We start from the raw sequence: 17,647 nt of genomic DNA, 5'->3' as shown, positions 1-17,647 counted from the left end.
CGGGACTATCGGGGCGAGAACACGGACTCGAGGCGACCGGTGCTATCGACGACACTCGCGGCGCTGAGAGTCCGTCGACAACGGGCGGTGGCCGAGTCCGATCAGGAAAACGAGCGGGTCTCCATTCTCGAGTCGAGATCACCGCCGAGAGTGAAAGCAGTACCGGCGGTGTGAGATCCGTCCACACACTACCGAGAGCCGACGGCGACGGCGTGCCGTCGGGGACACGAAAACGGGAGTCGTTTACTCGCCGAACAGGTCGTCGACCGCCTCGCGTGCGGCGAGCGCGGCGTCGTCGGCGACCCGCTCGGGGTCGTGTTCGTCGTCGGGCGCGTTGAGGTAGACGTCCACCTCGAGAACGCCCTCCTCGAACACGACGGTGACGTCGTAGTCTTTCACCGCTGACTGCTTGTACCGCGAGAAGATGACCCCCTCGGCGGCGTCCGAGGCCGTCTGGACGACGGCCTCGTCGGTCGGTTCCTCGGTCGACATCTACGCGCCGCCGGCGCCGGGGCCGCCTGGGCCTGCGGGACCGCCCATCGCACCGCCGCCGCCGAGGAGGTTCTGGAGTTCCTCCTGAAGCGACTCGAACTGATCCTGAACGCGATCTTCCTGTTTCTCGAGGGTTTCGAGGCGGATCTCGAGCGTGTTGACCTTGTCATCGAGGTCGTCTTCGGCCTCGTCGAACTCGGTTTCGACGAGCAGTTCGCCGACCTGGCGGTACATTGTGGTGTCCTCCTCGAGGTTCTCGAGTTCGTCGAGAGCAGCCTCGGCGTCGGAAAGCGAGGACTCGGTCTCCTGTTTCTGGACGGCGACGTTCTGTGCCGTCTCCTGAAGCCCCTGCAGTTCCTCGAGTTTCTCCTGTGCCTCCGGTGGCAGATTACCTTGCATACCTCGACCGAAGCCCTCCGGACTGATAAAGCCAAGCTTTGTCACCGAGCGCGCGGAGCGTCGAGTCGATCGGCGATTTCGCGGGGGACGACGGCGACAACGGGCGCTCGAGTGGGCGTCGACAGGACGACCACGGTCGCGTCCGCGACCGACAGCGAGCGACGGGCGGTCACGTCCTCGAGTCGTGCGTCGACGGTCGTCTCGAGACGCCCGTGCCACTGTCGACCGCCCTCGCTCTCGTCGCGGGGAAACGAGATGAGGACGAGCCGGTCGCCCGACTCGTCGAGCCCGCCCGCCGTCGGCAGCCACCAGCGGACGGAGACCAGCGCGCCGTAGAGGACCCCCGCCGGGAGGATATACGCGAACGACGAGAGGTCGCGGCTCACGACGAGCGCGAGGAAGGCGACGTGGACGAGCGCCCCGCCGGCCGCAAGCGCGGCGAGGACGGCGGTCGGAGCGTGTTCGACGACCGATCGGGTGGGATCGCTCGGCTCCGGCGTCCGAAGCCGCAAGAAGGTCAGCCCGTGGCGCGAGGACTCGAGCCACGAGAGCAGCAGCCAGGCCATCGGCAGCGTTCCCAGAACCGCGATGGCGACGATTTCGGGGAGATCCACGGGAAGCCCCAGCGAGTAGAGGGCCGCCCCGATCACTACCCCGAGACACAGCGCGGCGAACCCGCCGGAAAGCGTCCACGAGGCGTACAGCAGCGCCCGGAGCAGCCCGGCGTTCGACGGGGTGAGCTGCCACTCGAGCACTCCCTCCGGCGTTTCCTTCCTGAAAACAGCCGACTGCGGGTTGCCGTCGCTCCCCCGCGCGTCCTCACCCATCGGCTCGCGTCCGTCGGCCGACATCTGCGGCTCGCTCCGCGACGTCGACCAGCGTAAACCAGGTGTTGAGCGCCGCCCGGAGCGCAGTGACGTCCCGCGCGTCGACCTCGATCGTCACCGTCCGGTCCTCACGCGAGATCGTGGTTCGCGACCGCTCGTCGTCTATCTCGCCGATCTCTCGGCGGACGCTATCGGCGACGACGCGGGCTCGAGACGGCGTCTCGTAGTCGAACTCGAGGGTCGCGTCGTGAGAAAACACGCGGTTAGTTGACGTCGACTTCCTTGACGTCCCGGCTGCGCTCTTTCAGGAGCACGCGGTGTCCGCAGTACGGACAGCGGACGCCGCCGTACTCGTCGAGTTGCACGTCTCGTTTACAGCGGGAGCACTTGTAACTCATGTCGAAGTAGTGTCGGGATTAGTTGTCGTCGTCGCCCAGTGCGGCGCGAATCGAGCGGCGGACGGTGCGTCCGGCGGGCGTCTCGGGGCGGTAGGCACCGCCGGTGAAGACCTCGCCGGTTTCCTCGTTCTTCCAGATACCCGTGCCGACGCGTTTGACGTCGTCACCGTCGACCTGGGAGTTTCGCATGTCGTCTTCGATCTCGCTGACGCGGCGTCGTGCGACGCGGCCGTAGCGTGCGCCAAACCGACCCGCGCTACCGACCGTTCGCTTTCCTTGTTCGGCCATAGTACCGCTAACTATCCCCAGCGGACGCATAAACCTGTTGAGTTACGACCGTTCCGCCGCCGCCCGTTCTGCGACCGGACCGGTGAGCATCTCCCTGACGACGAGCACGAACGCCGCGATGTAGCCGGCGGGAGCGAGCGGCGTCGCGAGCAGTCCCGTCCCGATACCGGTCGCGGCGATCGCGGTCCGAAGGAGGAGGCCGCTCGCCGCGAGCAACGGCACCGTCGCGAGGAACGCGTCAGCGCGCTCGAGCATACCTAATTATATCTCATTACACCCGGTCGGAAAAGGGTCCGAGAACCAGCAGGTACTGTCACTTCATCGAGCGACGGACTGCTGCCCCCATCGAGTCGAAATCCGCTAGCGAAATTCCTCGTCCGAGAGCACCTCGTTCAGATCGTCCCGAACCCGCTCGCCCATCTCCCGATCTCGAGCCGTCGTCACCACTCGGTTCTCCTGGACGCTCGAGCCGTCGCGCAGGAGCATCCGGACGTTGCCGCCGTCGTCGGCCCGGGTCACCTTCGCCCGAAGCCCCGACTGTGACCCCGTCCCGCCGGCGTCGATCGGTCCCGGGATGACCTTCTTGACGTGGGGGTGATCCGCCACGGTGTGGATCGCCCGCATCCCCGTCCGGCCGCCGATCAGGGTGGTGTGGCTGCCGCCGATCTTCTCGGCGGGCGGGGTTTCGACCACGTCGAGCGCCGGTTCGCCCTGGCGCTCGAGCACCGACTCGACCGGGTCGTCGCCGTCGACGCGGTAGAACTGGTGGTGAAGCTCCGACCGCACCGCGCGGATCACCGCACGCTCGCCTGCGGCGTACACCTCTTCGGGGCGCTTGCGCCGGATGTCGTCGGCGAGCAGCCCCGCGAAGTTCCGCAGTTCGACCACCTCGCTCTCGCCCTCCTCGGGGGTGGTCGTCACCGTCGTCTCGCCGACGATCGCCTCGCCCTCGAGGATCGTCATCGTCGCCCGATCGCGGGCCGCCTCGAGGACGATCGTGTCGGCGTTAGCCTCGCGACAGACCAGACAGAAGTCCCCCGGCTTCTCGAGGGGCGAGGCGCAGTGACGACACTCCATGGACGCGGTTGTCGATCCTGGCGTAAAACGACCGTGTTTTCGGCTCACCAGGACCGCGAGAGCCACCGCCGGCGGAGCCGGGTGAAAAGGGATGGATCGCCGTGGCGAACCCGCAGCGTCGTTCCGTCGTACTCGAAGAACAACTCCGCGGCGGGGACGCTTTTGCCGTCGGGCAGGGTCACGGTCAGTTCGTCGGAGGGCACCGTGCCGCCGCCGCTCGGGCCGAACAGCGGCGGGCGACGGACGACGGGTTTCGAGACCGGCTCGCTGTACTCGATCTCGTACACCGGCTCGTCGCCCGCCTCGAGTTTCTCCCAGTCGACGATCTCCCGGGTGAGGGTCTCTCCGATCATGCTCGGCGCTCCTCCCGACAGCTAAATGAACGTATCGGCTCAGGGGGCGGACTTGGTTTCGGGGGTGAGCGGCACTCAGTTCGCGTTCCCGTTCTCGTCCGATTCGCTCGCGTCCGCCGATGGGTCGGGATGGGTCGTGTCCAGCAGGTTCTGCAGGTATCGCATCCCGGTGGCGACGCCCATCACGCTGTCCATCACCGCCTGCTGACTCGCCTCGTCGGGGTAGATTCGGTGCTCCATCTGGACCGTCTCGGCGTTCCGGAGGGCGCAGGCCCGGTCCTCCTCGTCGAGGAACGTGTAGAACCCGGGCGTCGCCGCGAGTACCGGCCCCATCTGCGCCAGGAGCTCCGTGCGCGATTCCTCGTCGCGCACGAGCCGTTTCGCCCGGTCGGTGTCGAACGCGGTGCGTCCGACCACCCGGATCGGGCCGCGCTTCTCCTCTTTGATGAGGTGGATCGGCAGCCTCGAGAGCGTCACCTCCAGGTTGAACTCCGTCTCTTCTTCGGAGTGAGACGTGATCTCCTGAATGGCGTTTTCGTCGAGCCACCAGCGGACCTGGTCGATGCTCACGTGGGTCGTCATGGCCCGACTTCAGCGTCCGCTGGAAAAAGGGTTGAGCCGGCAGAAGCCGTTATTTCCGCCCTCGAGTCATTGCGAGTCCCCTAATTTTCACGATATCCCACCGTTCGTGGCTGGGAGGCAGATCGCTCGAGATGAGAAGAACGAACGGATCGTAGCACCCTGTGTCAGAATTTCGGTGATTAGCTCGAGACGGACTCCGCCAGCTTCGTCCCGCAGGCCCGGCAGTACCGCGCACCCTCCCGGAGGACGGCCTCACACTCCGGACAGACGATTCCATCCGCGGGCGTCGTCGACCCGAGTTCGGTGCCACAGCACCAGCAGTAGTCGGCGTCCTCGGCGACGTCGGCTCCGCAGTTCGGACAGCCGACGCCGTCCTCCCAGAGCACCTGCCGGCGCGTCTTCGTCGCGTAGTTGTACGCCCCCCAGAGGACGTTCCCGATCCCCATCGTCCACCAGATCGTCAGGAGCGCGACGAGCAAGTGCGATCCCAGGGAGCCGAACTCCCGGTCGACCATGACCACCCGGTCGCGGTCTTCCTTCTCGATCCGCCAGCCTCGAGCCACCAGGTCGTCGATCTCACGCTGTAGTCGATCGCTTCGCATGGGAGTCGTAGGACTCGAGGCTCCAAAAGGCTGTCAGCCGGTACCAGGATCAGCCGAGGTCGACCGGATCCGCTTTCAGATACTCCCGCAGCAGCACCGTCGCGTAGGAGCCCTTCGGCAGCGAAAACGACAGTGTCAGCGGCTCGAGGTCGTACTCGAGGCCCGTCCGGACGAGAATCGCCCGCCGGGTGCCCGTCGAGTGGAACTCACCGGGGAGGTCGAAATCCGCGGGCTCGAGGTCGAGTTCGGAGAGCACCGCGCGTTCGATCTCGCCCTGCTCGCCGTCGGCGAGGTCGGTTTCGGTACCCACGAGCGGCGCGGTGACGAACGCCCGGCCGCGCTCGCAGTGGCGGGTCACCGACCGCACGCGACGCTCGTCGACGCGCTGCTCGCGGTCGGTGTCCGGCAGCTCGAGGCCCTCCGGGGCGTCCGTGTCCGAAAAGCAGACGACATCCCCCGCAACGGGTTTCTCGAACGGCAGGCCGCGCCCGAGGCGGCGACTTAGCATCAGATTGAACGCGTAGGACTGCGAGGCGTGAACGAACAGCCGCTGGAGGTTCGAGGGAAGGCGCTCGAGCGTTTCCCGAAAGTCTTCGGGGCCGGGTTCACCCTCGCACTCGGCCAACCCGTGGAGCAGCGAGCGCTCGTAGCGCAGGCCGCCGGGGAACCGCTCGAGGGCGGCGTGCCAGTCTCGCGGGTCGCGTCGCTCCCCGCTCGAACCGTCCGAACTCCGCCGGAGTTCGTCCTCGACGAACTGCCGGGCCTTCTGGGTCGCGTCCGGCTCGCTCTCGAACGGGTTGCCGAGGTACGCCAGGACGGCGCCCTCCCAGTTGCCGCGGACGATCTCGAGGCCGACCTCGTGGGTGATCGGCCGCCGACTGCCGAAGCGCTGCTGGCCAAAGAAGTTGGGGACACCGACTGTGCGGGTCGCGGAGTCGGCGCGTTCGTCCGCGCCAGCGGTGGTGTCGCCGCCAGCGCGCGTCTCGGTTCCCTCGAGCCCCCCGAACGCCGCCAGTTCGTCAGTGATCACGGCCGCGTTCTCGGGGGTCTCGGGTTCGCTGACGACGAGTTCGAAGGCGTTGCCCGCGAGGTCGCCGAACTCGAGAGCGCGACCGGCCCGTCCCAGCACCTCGAGTTCGACGTCCCGCACGTCGGGCAGGTCGTCTGGGTCGGCGCCGTAGACCGAAAACAGCTGCGTGGTGACGGCGTACTTGTCCTTCGTGCCGGCCCAGTTGACCCGCTCTCGAGACATCCCCAGGGCGTCCGAGATCCGGGTCGCGAAGTCGTTGGTGTCCCACCCCGAGAGCGTCGCCCGGAAGACGAGGTGCGGATAGGCGTCCGTCGACGCAGAGAGTGGTTCGGTCGAAAATCGCTCGAGTTCCCGGACGCGAAAGTGGTCGTCCCGCTCGCGGAGACGGCCGCCGACGCCGTCGGTGTCGGAGACGTAGTGGTCCATGCCGACGAGTGCTTCGGTGGGGTGTGCCGGGCGCATTCGTCCGCTACTCCGGGCCCGTGATGCAAATGCGCCCCGGTTCGTCGAAACCGCGAGCGACGGGGGCGATACCGGGTCCCGCGCGGACTCGGAGTTACAGAGTAACACGGTTGTAAGACTACGCTCGAGGACTCACAGTCGCGGTTCGACCGGAATCCGCCGGGCCATGCCCGCAGTCATCGCACTCGCGATGGCGACCAGCGGAGCCAGCGTGAGGGCGTAGCCGAACGCGACGACGACGGCGAGCAGGGTGTGGTCGCCGAGAACGCCGTCGCCACCGCCGACCGAGACGACGAGCAGGCCACAGAGGGCGAAACACAGGGCGAGCGCACCGGCGGTCGCCCCCTCGAGAAGTTGGTCCCGCCGGTGACGCCCGACCAGCGCCATCACGAGCCCGGAAAGCGAGAGCCCGGCTGCGGCGAACTCGACGGAGCCGGTGACCCCGAACGCGAGCCCGCCGAGAACCGAACCGGTAGCGGCACCGATCAGGATGGCGGGCCAGTTCATGGCACTCATTCGTACTGTCGGGGGGTTAATACTACCGGGGCGGTTTCGTCTCGAGGTGACGAAATTACAAAGTATTAACACCTTGGTCGCGGACGTACAGAGACGATGCGGATCCTGCTCTCGCTTCTGGCCGTCTGTCTGCTCGTCACGACGGCAGGCTGTGGCGCACTCGAGTCGACCGAGGACCGAGAGCCCTTCGGCGTCGACGAGGAGGTCGAACCCGAGGCTCTGTCGGGGCTGACTGACGACGAGGTGACCAGCAGTTACGCGCTGCAGGCCGAACACGTCGAGACGCTCGAGAACGAGCCTTACCGGCAGACGGAGCGAACGACGGCGACCAACGGCTCCGGCGATCTGCTCGAGGACTGGTCGGTAACGAAAACGGTCGAGGAGGGTGGCGCGCCGGCGCTCGTCGAAGCGGAGGTCAACGGACAGATAGGGGAGTCGCTCGACCTTGCCGCGAACGAACGGTGGTTCGACGGCGAGCGGTCCTACGTCCGTCTCGTCCACGGTTCCGGTAACGTCACGTACGGGGAAGAAGAGACCAGCGCCACAGCGCCGACGATGCCGGTCCCGCTCGTCGACGTCTACGACGCCGTCGACACCGTCGAGCGCTAGGGCGACCGCTACCGCCTCGAGGGCACCTCCGAGGAAATTGACCCCTACGAAACCCTCTGGTCAACGTGACCCTCACCCGCGAGGGCGTCGTCGAATCCTACCGCGCCGACGGCGTGCGGTCGGGCAGCGGCGAGGAGGAGTGGCACTTCGAACATAGCGTGGACGTCGAAGTCACGCCCGTCGACCTCGAGGAACCGGCCTGGCTCGAGGAGGCGAAAGACGAGGTCGAATCGGAACAGTGAACCGGATGCCGCGGCTCGAGCGCAGTAGACGCCGATGACGTCCCCGTCACGCATCGATCTGGCCGTCGGCATCGCTGTCTCGGTCGGTTTGTTCGTCGCCTTCGACGCGCTTCTCGAGGGGCAGTTCTCCCTCAGCCGACTCCTCGCGTCGGTCGCCGGCGGCGGACTGGTGTTGCTGCTGGTGACGAGTGAGATGCGGGCGCTCGAGCGACGACCCGCGATGACTGCCGGAATCGCGCTCTCCGCAGTCCTGGTCGCGCTGGCGCTCTGGCTGCACGCCTGACGGAGACCGGTTTACTTGTGCTCAGCGACTGACGCCACCAGGTCGCGCACGTACGCGAGTTCGTCCTCGTTGACCGTGTGGCCCATCCCCTCGTAGATCCGCTCGGTGACGTCGGCCTCGAGCCCCTCGAAGACGTCGGCCGACTCGTGGACCCGTTCGAGGGGAATGTGCGGGTCTCGGTCGCTGCAGCCGAAGAAAACAGGGGTACCGTCCATCGAACTCTCGTACTCGAAGTCGGTTCCCTCGGGGCCGATGAGCCCGCCGCTCAGGGCGACGACACCACCGTAGCGGCGGGCGTTTCGGGCCGCAAACTCCGTCGAGAGACAGCCGCCCTGGGAGAATCCCAGCAGGATCGTCCGCTCGAGGGGGACACCCGCGCTCTCGACGCGCTCGATCAGGTCCTCGAGCAGCGACAGGGCGGAATCGAGGTGGGGCTGGTTGGCCTCGGTCGGGGCGAGAAACGACTGCGGGTACCAGGTGCCCCGCTGGGCCTGCGGCGCGAGGAAGGCGACGTCGTCGCGGCCAACTTCGCTGGCGAGGTCGAGCATCCCGCGGGCGCGTGCGCCCCGCCCGTGGACGAGGATCATCGCGGCCGAGGCGTCCGAAAGGTCGGCACCGGCGGTTTCGACCGGCTGATCGCCGTGGGGGTCGTCGGGCATGCTCGAGGAAACGTTCTACAGCCGAAAAGAGGTTCGTGCGGCGGCGATCCGGGCCGGAACCGGAACTCGTCCGGCGAGCGGGACGACCGCTTCTTCCCGGTTCAGAGCAGCGAGAGTTCTCCCGTCACCCGATCGACTGACTCCTCGTCGGCCGGCCCGACCGCGAGCGCGGTGACGGTTCCCGGCTCGAGTTGCGTGTGACCGGCGTCGCGGATCACCGCATTCGGCAGGCCCTCCCTGTCTGCGATCTCGGAGAGTTCGTACAGCGTCCGCTCGTCGCTCGCCTTCAGGACGACCTTCTTCTGGCCGCCCTTTTTCCAGCGCTTCCGGGCTCGACGGCCCGCTTTCTCGTAGGCAGAGAGCGACGCGTGTGCGACCTGCGCGGCGAGCTTTCCCTTCCCCATGCCGATGTCCGTGCGGGCGACGATGGCCTGTTTCATACTCGGTTATCGACCTCCGGGGCAAAAGTGGCGCTGATCCGCCGCGCTTAGGGCGAGTCGACAGCCTCATATCAGACGAGTGACCGTATCGAGTATGGTGCGAACGCCGCTGCTCGATCCGAAGCGGTACTTCGCCGAGCGCGAGCAGCTGTCGGTGGCTCGTGCCGGTGCAGTCGTCGTCTGCTTCTGGGTGATTTCGGTGGTCGCGCTGACGGCGTTCGTTCAATCGCTCGAGCCCGCGACCGGCTCCCTCGAGACGTCCGCCGCCTCGATGTACCTCACCCAGTCGATCATCGTCGCGGTCTACGGCGTCACCGCCCTCTGGCTCTGCCTCGGTGTCGCGTTGCACTTTCTCGCGTGCTGGATGGGGGGACAGGGACGATTCTTCGAGGCGCTGTCGATCGGCGGCTGGGCGTTCGCACCGCCACAGCTCCTCGCCCCGGTGGTCGTCCCCATCGCGATTTCGCTGGGACAGACGGGCGTCGACCAGCCCGACGAGAGCGGCGCTGCCGCCGTCCAGGGGGTGGGGGAACTGATCCACACCGGCGCGGTCGACGCCGTTCTGGCCGTCCTCGCCACCTGGACGATCGTCCTCTGGGCGTACGGCCTCGAGAATCGATACGGGCTATCGTTCGGCCGGGCCGTCGGCTGTGCGGCCGCGGTCGCGCTCGCGGTCGTCGTTACCGTGTTCGTACTCACGCTCGGGTTCCGGTAGGGCGGCGACCGGTCGGACGAGACGATACCGCTGGCTGGCATCGGGAACTTTACACCCTCCCCCGCTCGAATCATCCACCATGATCCTCTCGGACGCGGACATCCTGCGGCGGCTCGAGGCGGGCGACCTCGCCATCGAGCCGATCGACGACCCCGAACTGCAGATCCAGCCGGCGAGCGTCGACCTCCGACTCGGCGCGGAGTTCCTCGAGTTCCAGCGGACGAACATCCCCTGCATTCACCCGAACAGCGAACAGGAGGTCGACGAGTACGTCACCGAGACGGTCGTCGCGGACGGCGAGGACTTCATCCTCCACCCCGGCGACTTCGTGCTGGGGACGACCTACGAGCGCGTCGAGATTCCGGCAGATCTGATCGCCCACGTCGAGGGCCGGTCCTCGCTGGGGCGACTCGCCGTGGTCGTCCACGCCACCGCCGGCCTCTGCGATCCCGGCTACCGGGGTCAGATCACCCTCGAGCTCTCGAATCTCGGTACTGCACCCGTCGCGCTCACCCCCGGAATGCGGATCTCCCAGCTCACCTTCACGGAGCTGAAGAACCCCGCCGAGCGGCCTTACGGGAGCGGCCGCGGCTCGAAGTACCAGGACCAGGACGGCCCGCAGGCCTCGCGCATCCAGAGCGACGACGAGTTCGGCGGCGACCAGCTCGAGCGCGACGGCTCCCGCGACTAACACAGACCGCTTTCCGCGACCCACAGATTCAACCGCGTCGGGTGTGACCGCCCGCCATGGCACGCGACGTACGACCCTATCTGAGCGCACGCACGACCAGTGCGCCCACCGTCTCTCCGGGCGGTCGGCTGGCGTTTCTCGCGGATCTCACCGGAACGACCCAGGTCTGGACGCTCGAGGAATCCGGGGAGTGGCCAACCCAGCGAACCTTCTACGACGAGCGAGTCTCGTTCGTCTCCTGGTCGCCGACCGGCGAGGCGCTGGCGTTCGGCAAGGATGCCGGCGCGGACGAACACGACCAGCTGTTCCGGCTCGAGCCGGACAGCGGCGAGATCGAGGCGCTGACCGGTCGCCCCGATTCGATCCACGCCTGGGGCGGCTGGGGCCCCGACGGCGAGCGGATCGCGTTCGGGGCGAACCGCCGGGACGCCTCGACGTTCGACGTCCACGTGATGGACGTCACGAGCGGCGAATCGCGACTCGTCTGTGAGGGCGATACCGAGAACACCGGCGACGGCGGCGGTCGCCTCAGCGTCGAGGGCTGGAGCCCCAGCGGCGACCGACTGCTGGTCCGGGCCGCACACGCGAGTTCGGACATCGATCTCTCGGTCGTCGACGTCGAGTCGGGTGCGCGGACCCACGTCACACCCCACGAGGGGACCGTCCGCTACCACCACCCGACGTTCGGCCCCGACGGCGAGGCCGTCTACTGCCTCAGCGACGCCAACGCGGATACCCTCGAGCTTGTCAGGATCGACCTCGAAGGAAAGGTAAAGACGGTCGCCGGCGGCGAGTGGAGCGTCGATCACTTCGTCCTCGATCGAGAGTCCGGCCGGCTCGCGCTTTCCTGGAACGTCGACGGCTACTCCGAACTCGAGGTCGGCGAACTCGTCGCACCCACGGAGATCGACACCGCGGCGGTCGACCTGCCCGAGAACGCCGTCGTCCGCGACCTCTCGATCGGCTCCGGCGGGCGGGTCGCCGTCGGCGTCTCCGCGCCGGATCTCAACCGGTCCGTGTTCGTCGTCGACGAGACGGGCGAACTCGAGCGCTGGACCGATCCGTCGCCGGGCGGCGTTCCGCTGGAGAACTACCAGTCCCCAGCAACGATCCGCTACGAGACGTTCGATGGACGCGAGACCCCCGCCTACGTCACGTTCCCTGAGAGCGTCGATCCGGACGAGGAGGCGTCGGTCCCGGTCATCGTCGACATCCACGGCGGCCCCCACCACCAGCGCCGTCCGTGGTTCCGCCCCGTCCGCCAGTACTTCCTCGATGCAGGGTACGCCATCTTCGAGCCGAACGTGCGCGGGTCGTCGGGCTACGGCGCCGAGTACGCCGCCGCAGACGACGTCGAAAAGCGGATGGACTCGGTCCGCGACATCGTTGCGGGCGTCGACTGGCTGCACGACCAGCCCGCGGTCGACCCCGACCGGATCGTCGTCTACGGGCGCTCCTACGGCGGCTTCATGGTGCTCTCGGCGATCACCGAGTACCCCGAGCTGTGGGCCGCCGCCGTCGACTTCGTCGGCATCGCCAACTGGATCACCTTCCTCGAGAACACCGGCGACTGGCGGCGCAGCCACCGCGAGGCCGAGTACGGCTCGCTGGCGGCGGATCGGGAGTTCCTCGAGGAAATCTCCCCCATCCACGCCGTCGACGGGATCGCCTGTCCGCTGTTCGTCCAGCACGGCGAGAACGACCCCCGAGTACCGGTCGGCGAGGCCCGCCAGATCGTCGAGGAAGTCGACGCGCGGGGCGTTCCCGTCGAGTCGCTGATCTTCGACGACGAGGGCCACCACATCACGAAACTCGAGAACCGCCTCGAGACGTTCGAGCGCATCGCCGCCTTCCTCGAGGAGCACGTCGGCGTCGGGCGGTAGCGAGGGGGCCTCCGACCCGTGTTCGTCCCGAACGCTTTTGTCGCCGAGCGAAGTAGTTCAGTGCAATGAACTGTGACAGCTGCGGCGTAACCGCGAGTGCCCTGACAAACCAGGATATCGTTCGATGGGATGTCGGGATATCGTGGCCGCCGATCAGCCGAACACGAGTCACGGAACACTGGTGTCTCGAGTGCGCCCAGGGGACCGACTCGGCAGCGGCGGCCACGGATTTTGACCCCGGCGATCGTTCCGGTCGGCTCCGACGCGGCGCGCAACCCCAGAGTTATCTCGCGGGCCTTCCTACCGGACACTAACGAATGAAATTCGTCGAAGAGATCGTCGTCGATGAGTTCCTCCCGACAGTTCGGTCGCTGCTGGCCGGCGAACTCCGCGAGCGGGGACTCACGCAGAGCGACGTCGCCGAAATGCTCGGCATCAGTCAGAGCGCCGTCTCGAAGTACGCCCACGGCGAAGTGGCCACGAACGACCGGATCGTCGCCGACGAGCGGGTCACCTCGCTCGTCTCGCGTCTCAGTGAGGGGCTCGCCGCCGGCGACGTGACCTCCGTCCAGGCGTTGATCGAACTGGAGGTGCTGATCCGCGAACTCGAGAACGGCGGCGACCTGCTGGCGGGGCTGCACGAGGAAGCCGTTCCGGAACTCGCAGACCACAGCGAGAGCTTCCGAATCCACGACCCAGACAACACGCTCCGGACGAGCGAACGGGTCCTCTCGTCGCTGCGCGGCGGGCTTCGAATCCTCGAGAACACGAGCGGCTTCGCGGGGCTCATCCCCGCCGTGGGATCGAACCTGGTGGCCTGTACGCCTGATGCGGACGACGTCGACGACGTCGCCGGCGTCCCCGGCCGAATCTTCGACGTCAAGGGGCGGGCGACGGTTCCGGCGAGCCCCGAGTTCGGGGTCTCCGAGCACGTCGCCACGGTGCTACTGGCCGCGCGTCGCCACGGCTCCGAGGCCGCCGCGGCGGGGAACATCCGCTACGATCCGGACCTGCTGGCGACCCTGGAAGAGCGCGGGTACGCGACCGCCGAATTCGACGAAACCGGCGACGTCGCCTCGAGCGTCGGCGCGGCGATCGAAGACTCCCCCGAAGCGACCGTGCTCTACCAGACGGGCGGCCAGGGGATCGAGCCGATCAGCTACGTCCTCGGCCCCGACGCGGAGTCGGTCGCCGACACGATCCGGTCGCTCGTGTGAAAATGACGGGAACCACGGGCTCCGAGAGCGCCCAGGACTTCTACGGCCGCTGGGCGCGCCTCTACGACCTGCTGGCACGCCGAACGCCAGGAATCTCGACCCTGCGAGCGCGGGCGGCGGCCGCGTGTCGACTCGAGGCCGGCGATACGGTCGTCGAGATGGGCTGTGGTACCGGGGCGAACCTTCCCTATCTGCGCGATCAGGTCGGCCCGGAGGGGACCGTGATCGGGATCGACTTCACCGGGCCGGTGCTCGAGCGCGCTCGCGAGTTGACCGCGGCGTACGACAACGTCCACGTGGTTCGCGGCGACGCGACCCGGTCACCGGTCGCGGACGCGGATGCGATGCTCGCGACGTTCGTCGTCGGGATGCTCGCCGACCCCGCCGGAGCGGTCGACGACTGGTGCGATCTGGTCGGTCCCGGCGGCCACGTCGTCCTCGTCAACGCCGCCCGCAGCGAGCGGTGGTACGCGCCGCCGGTCAACGCCCTGTTCCGGGCCGTCACCGTGCTCTCGACGCCGCCGACGCTGCAACTCCGCTACGACACCGAACCGCACCGGCGGCTCGACGAACGGGTCGCCGCGGGCCACGGCCGTCTCCGCGAGCGCTCCAGGGCGATCGCGCACGAGGACCACGCACTCGGGCTCGTGCGATTGACCGGCGGCGAGATCAGGTAAGCGATGTGAACAACCGTCGAGGGTCACGACCCGCTTCGAACGAGAAGCGTCCGACGGGGAAATCAGAGATTTACCGCCGGTACCGCCCCCGTGGTATTAGTTCGCACTGCTCGAGTGAACGACGATGATCGACCGGGATCGGGCGTGGGTGCTCGTCGTCTGTCTCCTCGTCGTCTGCGCCGGCTGTGCCGGCGTTCTCGACGATGGTGGAGAGCCGGAGGGGCCGGTCGTCGACGATGGCGGGGCGCACGTCGGTGGCCCCGGTGAAACCGACTCGAGTGGCGATGGTGACGGCACCGAGACGCCTCGGGCCGAAACCACCGCCGAAGCCGACGAGGTGCTTCCGGTCGACGTCTACCGCACCTACGACCGAGTCCAGGGACTGGTCGAGAGCGACGCGGAGAAGCCACGCGTCGAGGTCTGGAACATGGACGGGCTGCTCGCGGACGTCTACGACTCCCGCCAGGACGAGTTTCAGGCGGCGCTGAACATGACCGAGACGGAGATCGATACGACGAACGCCCGCGGCGTCTCCTACGGCAGCCACGTCGTCGTCGACCCGAACGACGGGAGCGACGCCGACGTCGAGCAGGTGCTGGTCCACGAGTACTTCCACGCGATTCAGGCCGAGGAGGGCTGGTACCCCAACTCTTCGGGGATCGACCTCGAGACCCAGACCGCGACCGACTACGGCCAGGTCGAACTCGCGCTGATCGAGGGCGGGGCGGTCTGGGTCACCGACCGCTACAGCGAGCGCTACCAGGACGAGGACGTCCGTCTGCAGTCCGAACGGCTCGCCGAAGAGTACGAGACCGCCCCCGACGGCGACCGCTTCTTCCGAGCGCCCTACCACTACGGCACCGGCTACGTCGACGAGCGGATCGACGACCCCCACGAACTCGGGGAGATCTACGAGAACCCGCCCGAGACGACCGAACAGCTCCTCCACGGCTACGACTCCGAGGAGGAGCCGGCGACCGACCTCGAGGTCGATTCCACGGCAACCGATCCGTGGCGTCTCGACCGCGACGACCGCCTCGGGGAGCTGTTCGTCCGAGTGGCCCTCGAGAGCGAACTCGAGTCTGACGATGCGGCCGAGGCGGCCGCGGGATGGGGGAACGACGACCTGCTCGCCTTCGAGAGCGACGAGGGCGACCGCGGGTTCGTCTGGGTGCTCCACTGGGACAGCGCGGCCGACGCCGACGAGTTCGAGACCGCGTTCACGGCGAGCCTCGAGCAGCGAACCGACGAATCCGCCGCGGAGACGACGGTCGACCGGCGGGGCGCGGAAACCGTCGTCGTCACCGTCGGCCCGGAGGCGTTTCGGGACGATCTGTCGGTGACGGGAGCGGGAACGGACCTCGAGGTCTCCGTAGGTGGGGACTGACGACCCAGCTTCGGAGGGCCTCGAGGAGCGGAGTCCGGAGGAAGGGACCGTTTTGTGGGCAGAGATGGTCCGACCGGGACGCGGTGGCGGCGGGATTCGAAGCCGACGACCCCGGGGTTCACTCGCTGGTGCTGCGGGTGACCGAAGACGGTGACGGGGCGCCATCCGCCAACCTCGAGGTTACTGACCGATGTGCAAAGTACACGCTGCAAACGTACCTTTTTACTGCGGGTCCTCGCTCCCTACGGTCGCTCGAACCGCTTGCAAAAATCTACGCTAAAAAGGCCGCTCGCTCCCGCTGGTCGCTCGCGGGTGCAGCGCTTGGTGCTCTTCCGCAGCGTTACCTGCACCGCCTGTACTGACCGTAACTACCCATTGAGCCTCAGTTGAAAGAAACCGTACTGTGCCCGCAGACGATGGAAGCGATGCACCTTAGCGACCGACGACGATCCTCAGAAATCACCCTCGAGTCCCTCGAACTCGACGACGCGATCGCGGACGTCGTCTGGGATCGGGGACGGCCGTTTCTCCGCGGGGTCGATCGACACCATCGTCGTCTCGCCGGTGGCGACCGTCTCGCCGTCGACGCGGAGCTCGTACGCCTGGGTCCAGCTCGTCTCGCCCAGGTTCGCCGTCCGGATGCCGACCGTGAGGTCGTCCGAAAAGGTGACCGGCCGCTCGAAGGAGAGTTCGATGTGGGCGACGACGAACGGGTACTCCTCGAGCGTGCCATCGAGCACCTCCTCGAGATACGCAAACCGAGCTTCCTCGAGATAGCTGGCGTAGACGCCGTTGTTGACGTGGTTCAGGGTGTCGAGATCGCGGTAGCGAACGGAAACGTCGACGGTGAGCGCGTCGGTCATCGTCTCGAGGGAGCGGGGCCGGAGAGAAGTGCCCTCCGATCCACGCGGCGAACGACCTGGACTCAGGCTACCGGTCCGGTGCATACAGCGGCGCGTGCTCGGCACAGAACTCGGGGGAGCGAAGCTGACTCTCGATGAGCGGACCGTGACGGTGGGCGTTGTAGAGCCGACAGCCCTCCTGCGGGCAGAAGGCCTCGCCGGTCTCGAAGTAGTGGACCGCCTGGAGAACGTACCCCTTCAGCGCGTCGGTGGTTCGGGGGTCGTTCTCGATCAGAAACTCGCCGTCGACCTGGTTCTCGAGGACCTCCCGCGGTGGCGTATCGCCCTAGAGCAGGGCGTGGCGCTGCTTCTCCCTGTAGTAGGCCTCCGGCTTCGCCGGCGCCTCGTACAGTCCAGGTACCGACACCAGCGCAGGTTGCCCGAGGACGGTCACGCGTTTGTGCCAGCGACCGTCGTGATCGCCCCAGGTTCCGAGCACCCGGTCGAGCAGGAGGACGTGCAGGTGCTCGAGCCCCGGCGCTGTCGGCATCGCGGCGTTCAGCGCCCGCCGGATCGCCGCCCCGTCGTAGAGCACGCCCCCGCCGCGCTCGGGGTTCTCGAGGACGCGCTCCTCGTAGCGGATCGTCCCCAGCATGGTGTTGCCCGTCTCGCGGTCGTACGGCGACCGTACCCGGGCCTCGGCGAACCGTCTGGGCAGTTCCTCGGCGGCGTGCTCCTCGAGGAATCGACCGCGGACCTCGACGTCGGCAGCGATTCGCGCTCGGAGCCAGCCGCCGATCTCGTCGGCGTCCGCCTCCGTCGTCGGCGCTCGATAGAGGGTGACTCGATCGACCATATAGTACCGAGTGGTACCACCAAATGAAACGATTGTGGTAGCGATGAGGGCTGGAGCGTTCGCTCACCCCGACGTTCTGCCCGTATGTTATTTCAGTTCGCAAATAATGATTACGTGGGT

25 protein-coding genes and 1 pseudogene are annotated in these 17,647 nt (G+C 67.4%); 9 read left to right on the top strand and 17 right to left on the bottom strand.

The window, feature by feature from the left end; genetic code table 11:
- Positions 1–243: 243 nt before the first annotated feature.
- The 13 genes from AC6I6S_RS12960 to AC6I6S_RS12900 form a co-directional block, all read right to left on the bottom strand.
- A complete protein-coding gene (locus AC6I6S_RS12960) occupies positions 244–492 on the bottom strand; it encodes a DUF3194 domain-containing protein (RefSeq protein ID WP_497950651.1) in 249 nt (82 codons plus the stop codon).
- Positions 493–891, bottom strand: a complete 399-nt coding sequence (locus tag AC6I6S_RS12955; RefSeq protein WP_497950650.1) for a prefoldin subunit beta — start codon at positions 889–891, stop codon at positions 493–495.
- Between the two features lie 41 nt (positions 892–932).
- Positions 933–1,742 carry a hypothetical protein gene (locus AC6I6S_RS12950; RefSeq protein WP_497950648.1) on the bottom strand — a complete coding sequence of 270 codons (810 nt, stop codon included), beginning with the start codon at positions 1,740–1,742 and terminating at the stop codon, positions 933–935.
- Positions 1,711–1,977 (bottom strand): KEOPS complex subunit Pcc1, encoded by a 267-nt coding sequence (locus AC6I6S_RS12945; protein ID WP_497950647.1) that lies wholly within the window; start codon positions 1,975–1,977, stop codon positions 1,711–1,713. Before AC6I6S_RS12945 ends, AC6I6S_RS12950 begins: the two co-directional genes overlap by 32 nt.
- A gap of 4 nt (positions 1,978–1,981) precedes the next feature.
- A complete protein-coding gene (locus AC6I6S_RS12940; protein ID WP_004215399.1) occupies positions 1,982–2,116 on the bottom strand; it encodes a DNA-directed RNA polymerase subunit P in 135 nt (44 codons plus the stop codon).
- An 18-nt stretch (positions 2,117–2,134) separates the two neighbouring features.
- Entirely contained in the window at positions 2,135–2,404 is a 270-nt protein-coding gene (locus AC6I6S_RS12935) for an eL43 family ribosomal protein (RefSeq protein WP_497950645.1), read from the bottom strand.
- A 42-nt stretch (positions 2,405–2,446) separates the two neighbouring features.
- Positions 2,447–2,659, bottom strand: coding sequence for a hypothetical protein (locus tag AC6I6S_RS12930; RefSeq protein WP_497950644.1), 213 nt, complete (start codon positions 2,657–2,659; stop codon positions 2,447–2,449).
- Positions 2,660–2,764: 105 nt separating this feature from the next.
- A complete protein-coding gene (locus AC6I6S_RS12925) occupies positions 2,765–3,481 on the bottom strand; it encodes a DUF2103 domain-containing protein (RefSeq protein ID WP_497950642.1) in 717 nt (238 codons plus the stop codon).
- A gap of 44 nt (positions 3,482–3,525) precedes the next feature.
- Positions 3,526–3,834, bottom strand: a complete 309-nt coding sequence (locus AC6I6S_RS12920; protein ID WP_497950641.1) for a hypothetical protein — start codon at positions 3,832–3,834, stop codon at positions 3,526–3,528.
- A 75-nt stretch (positions 3,835–3,909) separates the two neighbouring features.
- Entirely contained in the window at positions 3,910–4,416 is a 507-nt protein-coding gene (locus tag AC6I6S_RS12915) for a DUF2299 family protein (RefSeq protein ID WP_497950640.1), read from the bottom strand.
- Positions 4,417–4,595: 179 nt separating this feature from the next.
- Positions 4,596–5,018, bottom strand: a complete 423-nt coding sequence (locus AC6I6S_RS12910; RefSeq protein WP_497950638.1) for a zinc ribbon domain-containing protein — start codon at positions 5,016–5,018, stop codon at positions 4,596–4,598.
- A gap of 49 nt (positions 5,019–5,067) precedes the next feature.
- Complete coding sequence (gene truD, locus AC6I6S_RS12905) at positions 5,068–6,510, bottom strand: tRNA pseudouridine(13) synthase TruD (RefSeq protein ID WP_497950637.1); 1,443 nt, start codon at positions 6,508–6,510, stop codon at positions 5,068–5,070.
- Between the two features lie 132 nt (positions 6,511–6,642).
- The gene (locus AC6I6S_RS12900) at positions 6,643–7,017 is read right to left on the bottom strand and encodes a hypothetical protein (protein WP_497950635.1); all 375 of its coding nucleotides are present in this window, start codon (positions 7,015–7,017) and stop codon (positions 6,643–6,645) included.
- A 105-nt stretch (positions 7,018–7,122) separates the two neighbouring features.
- Between AC6I6S_RS12900 and AC6I6S_RS12895 the strand changes: the two genes are divergently transcribed.
- The 3 genes from AC6I6S_RS12895 to AC6I6S_RS12885 all read left to right on the top strand — a co-directional run bounded on the left by AC6I6S_RS12895 (position 7,123) and on the right by AC6I6S_RS12885 (position 8,160).
- Entirely contained in the window at positions 7,123–7,635 is a 513-nt protein-coding gene (locus tag AC6I6S_RS12895) for a hypothetical protein (protein ID WP_497950634.1), read from the top strand.
- 65 nt (positions 7,636–7,700) lie between these two features.
- Positions 7,701–7,877 carry a hypothetical protein gene (locus AC6I6S_RS12890; RefSeq protein WP_497950633.1) on the top strand — a complete coding sequence of 59 codons (177 nt, stop codon included), beginning with the start codon at positions 7,701–7,703 and terminating at the stop codon, positions 7,875–7,877.
- A 34-nt stretch (positions 7,878–7,911) separates the two neighbouring features.
- On the top strand, positions 7,912–8,160 hold the full coding sequence (locus tag AC6I6S_RS12885) for a hypothetical protein (RefSeq protein WP_497950631.1): 249 nt from the start codon (positions 7,912–7,914) through the stop codon (positions 8,158–8,160).
- A gap of 11 nt (positions 8,161–8,171) precedes the next feature.
- On the opposite strand, the gene AC6I6S_RS12880 is transcribed toward AC6I6S_RS12885, so the two are convergent.
- Both AC6I6S_RS12880 and pth2 read right to left on the bottom strand, forming a co-directional pair.
- On the bottom strand, positions 8,172–8,819 hold the full coding sequence (locus AC6I6S_RS12880; RefSeq protein WP_497950630.1) for an alpha/beta hydrolase: 648 nt from the start codon (positions 8,817–8,819) through the stop codon (positions 8,172–8,174).
- Positions 8,820–8,920: 101 nt separating this feature from the next.
- Positions 8,921–9,259 (bottom strand): peptidyl-tRNA hydrolase Pth2, encoded by a 339-nt coding sequence (pth2, locus tag AC6I6S_RS12875; protein WP_497950628.1) that lies wholly within the window; start codon positions 9,257–9,259, stop codon positions 8,921–8,923.
- 94 nt (positions 9,260–9,353) lie between these two features.
- On the opposite strand from pth2, the gene AC6I6S_RS12870 reads away from it, so the two are divergent.
- From AC6I6S_RS12870 to AC6I6S_RS12845, 6 genes are all read left to right on the top strand, one after another.
- A complete protein-coding gene (locus AC6I6S_RS12870; RefSeq protein ID WP_497950627.1) occupies positions 9,354–9,974 on the top strand; it encodes a Yip1 family protein in 621 nt (206 codons plus the stop codon).
- A 79-nt stretch (positions 9,975–10,053) separates the two neighbouring features.
- Entirely contained in the window at positions 10,054–10,665 is a 612-nt protein-coding gene (gene dcd / locus AC6I6S_RS12865; RefSeq protein WP_497950626.1) for a dCTP deaminase, read from the top strand.
- Positions 10,666–10,721: 56 nt separating this feature from the next.
- Positions 10,722–12,548, top strand: a complete 1,827-nt coding sequence (locus tag AC6I6S_RS12860) for a S9 family peptidase (protein WP_497950624.1) — start codon at positions 10,722–10,724, stop codon at positions 12,546–12,548.
- Between the two features lie 317 nt (positions 12,549–12,865).
- Complete coding sequence (locus AC6I6S_RS12855; RefSeq protein ID WP_497950623.1) at positions 12,866–13,765, top strand: thiamine-phosphate synthase family protein; 900 nt, start codon at positions 12,866–12,868, stop codon at positions 13,763–13,765.
- 2 nt (positions 13,766–13,767) lie between these two features.
- A complete protein-coding gene (locus AC6I6S_RS12850) occupies positions 13,768–14,442 on the top strand; it encodes a class I SAM-dependent methyltransferase (protein ID WP_497950622.1) in 675 nt (224 codons plus the stop codon).
- A 124-nt stretch (positions 14,443–14,566) separates the two neighbouring features.
- Complete coding sequence (locus tag AC6I6S_RS12845) at positions 14,567–15,829, top strand: hypothetical protein (RefSeq protein ID WP_497950620.1); 1,263 nt, start codon at positions 14,567–14,569, stop codon at positions 15,827–15,829.
- 452 nt (positions 15,830–16,281) lie between these two features.
- On the opposite strand, the gene AC6I6S_RS12840 is transcribed toward AC6I6S_RS12845, so the two are convergent.
- Both AC6I6S_RS12840 and AC6I6S_RS12835 read right to left on the bottom strand, forming a co-directional pair.
- Positions 16,282–16,692 carry an acyl-CoA thioesterase gene (locus AC6I6S_RS12840; protein WP_497950618.1) on the bottom strand — a complete coding sequence of 137 codons (411 nt, stop codon included), beginning with the start codon at positions 16,690–16,692 and terminating at the stop codon, positions 16,282–16,284.
- A gap of 67 nt (positions 16,693–16,759) precedes the next feature.
- Positions 16,760–17,527: pseudogene (locus AC6I6S_RS12835) on the bottom strand (DUF7001 family protein).
- Positions 17,528–17,647 lie beyond the last annotated feature (120 nt).

This window comes from Natrononativus sp. DTA114 (assembly GCF_059736515.1).
The sequence above is the reverse complement of the archived record's forward strand: the minus strand, read 5'-3'. Positions and strand labels throughout refer to the sequence as shown.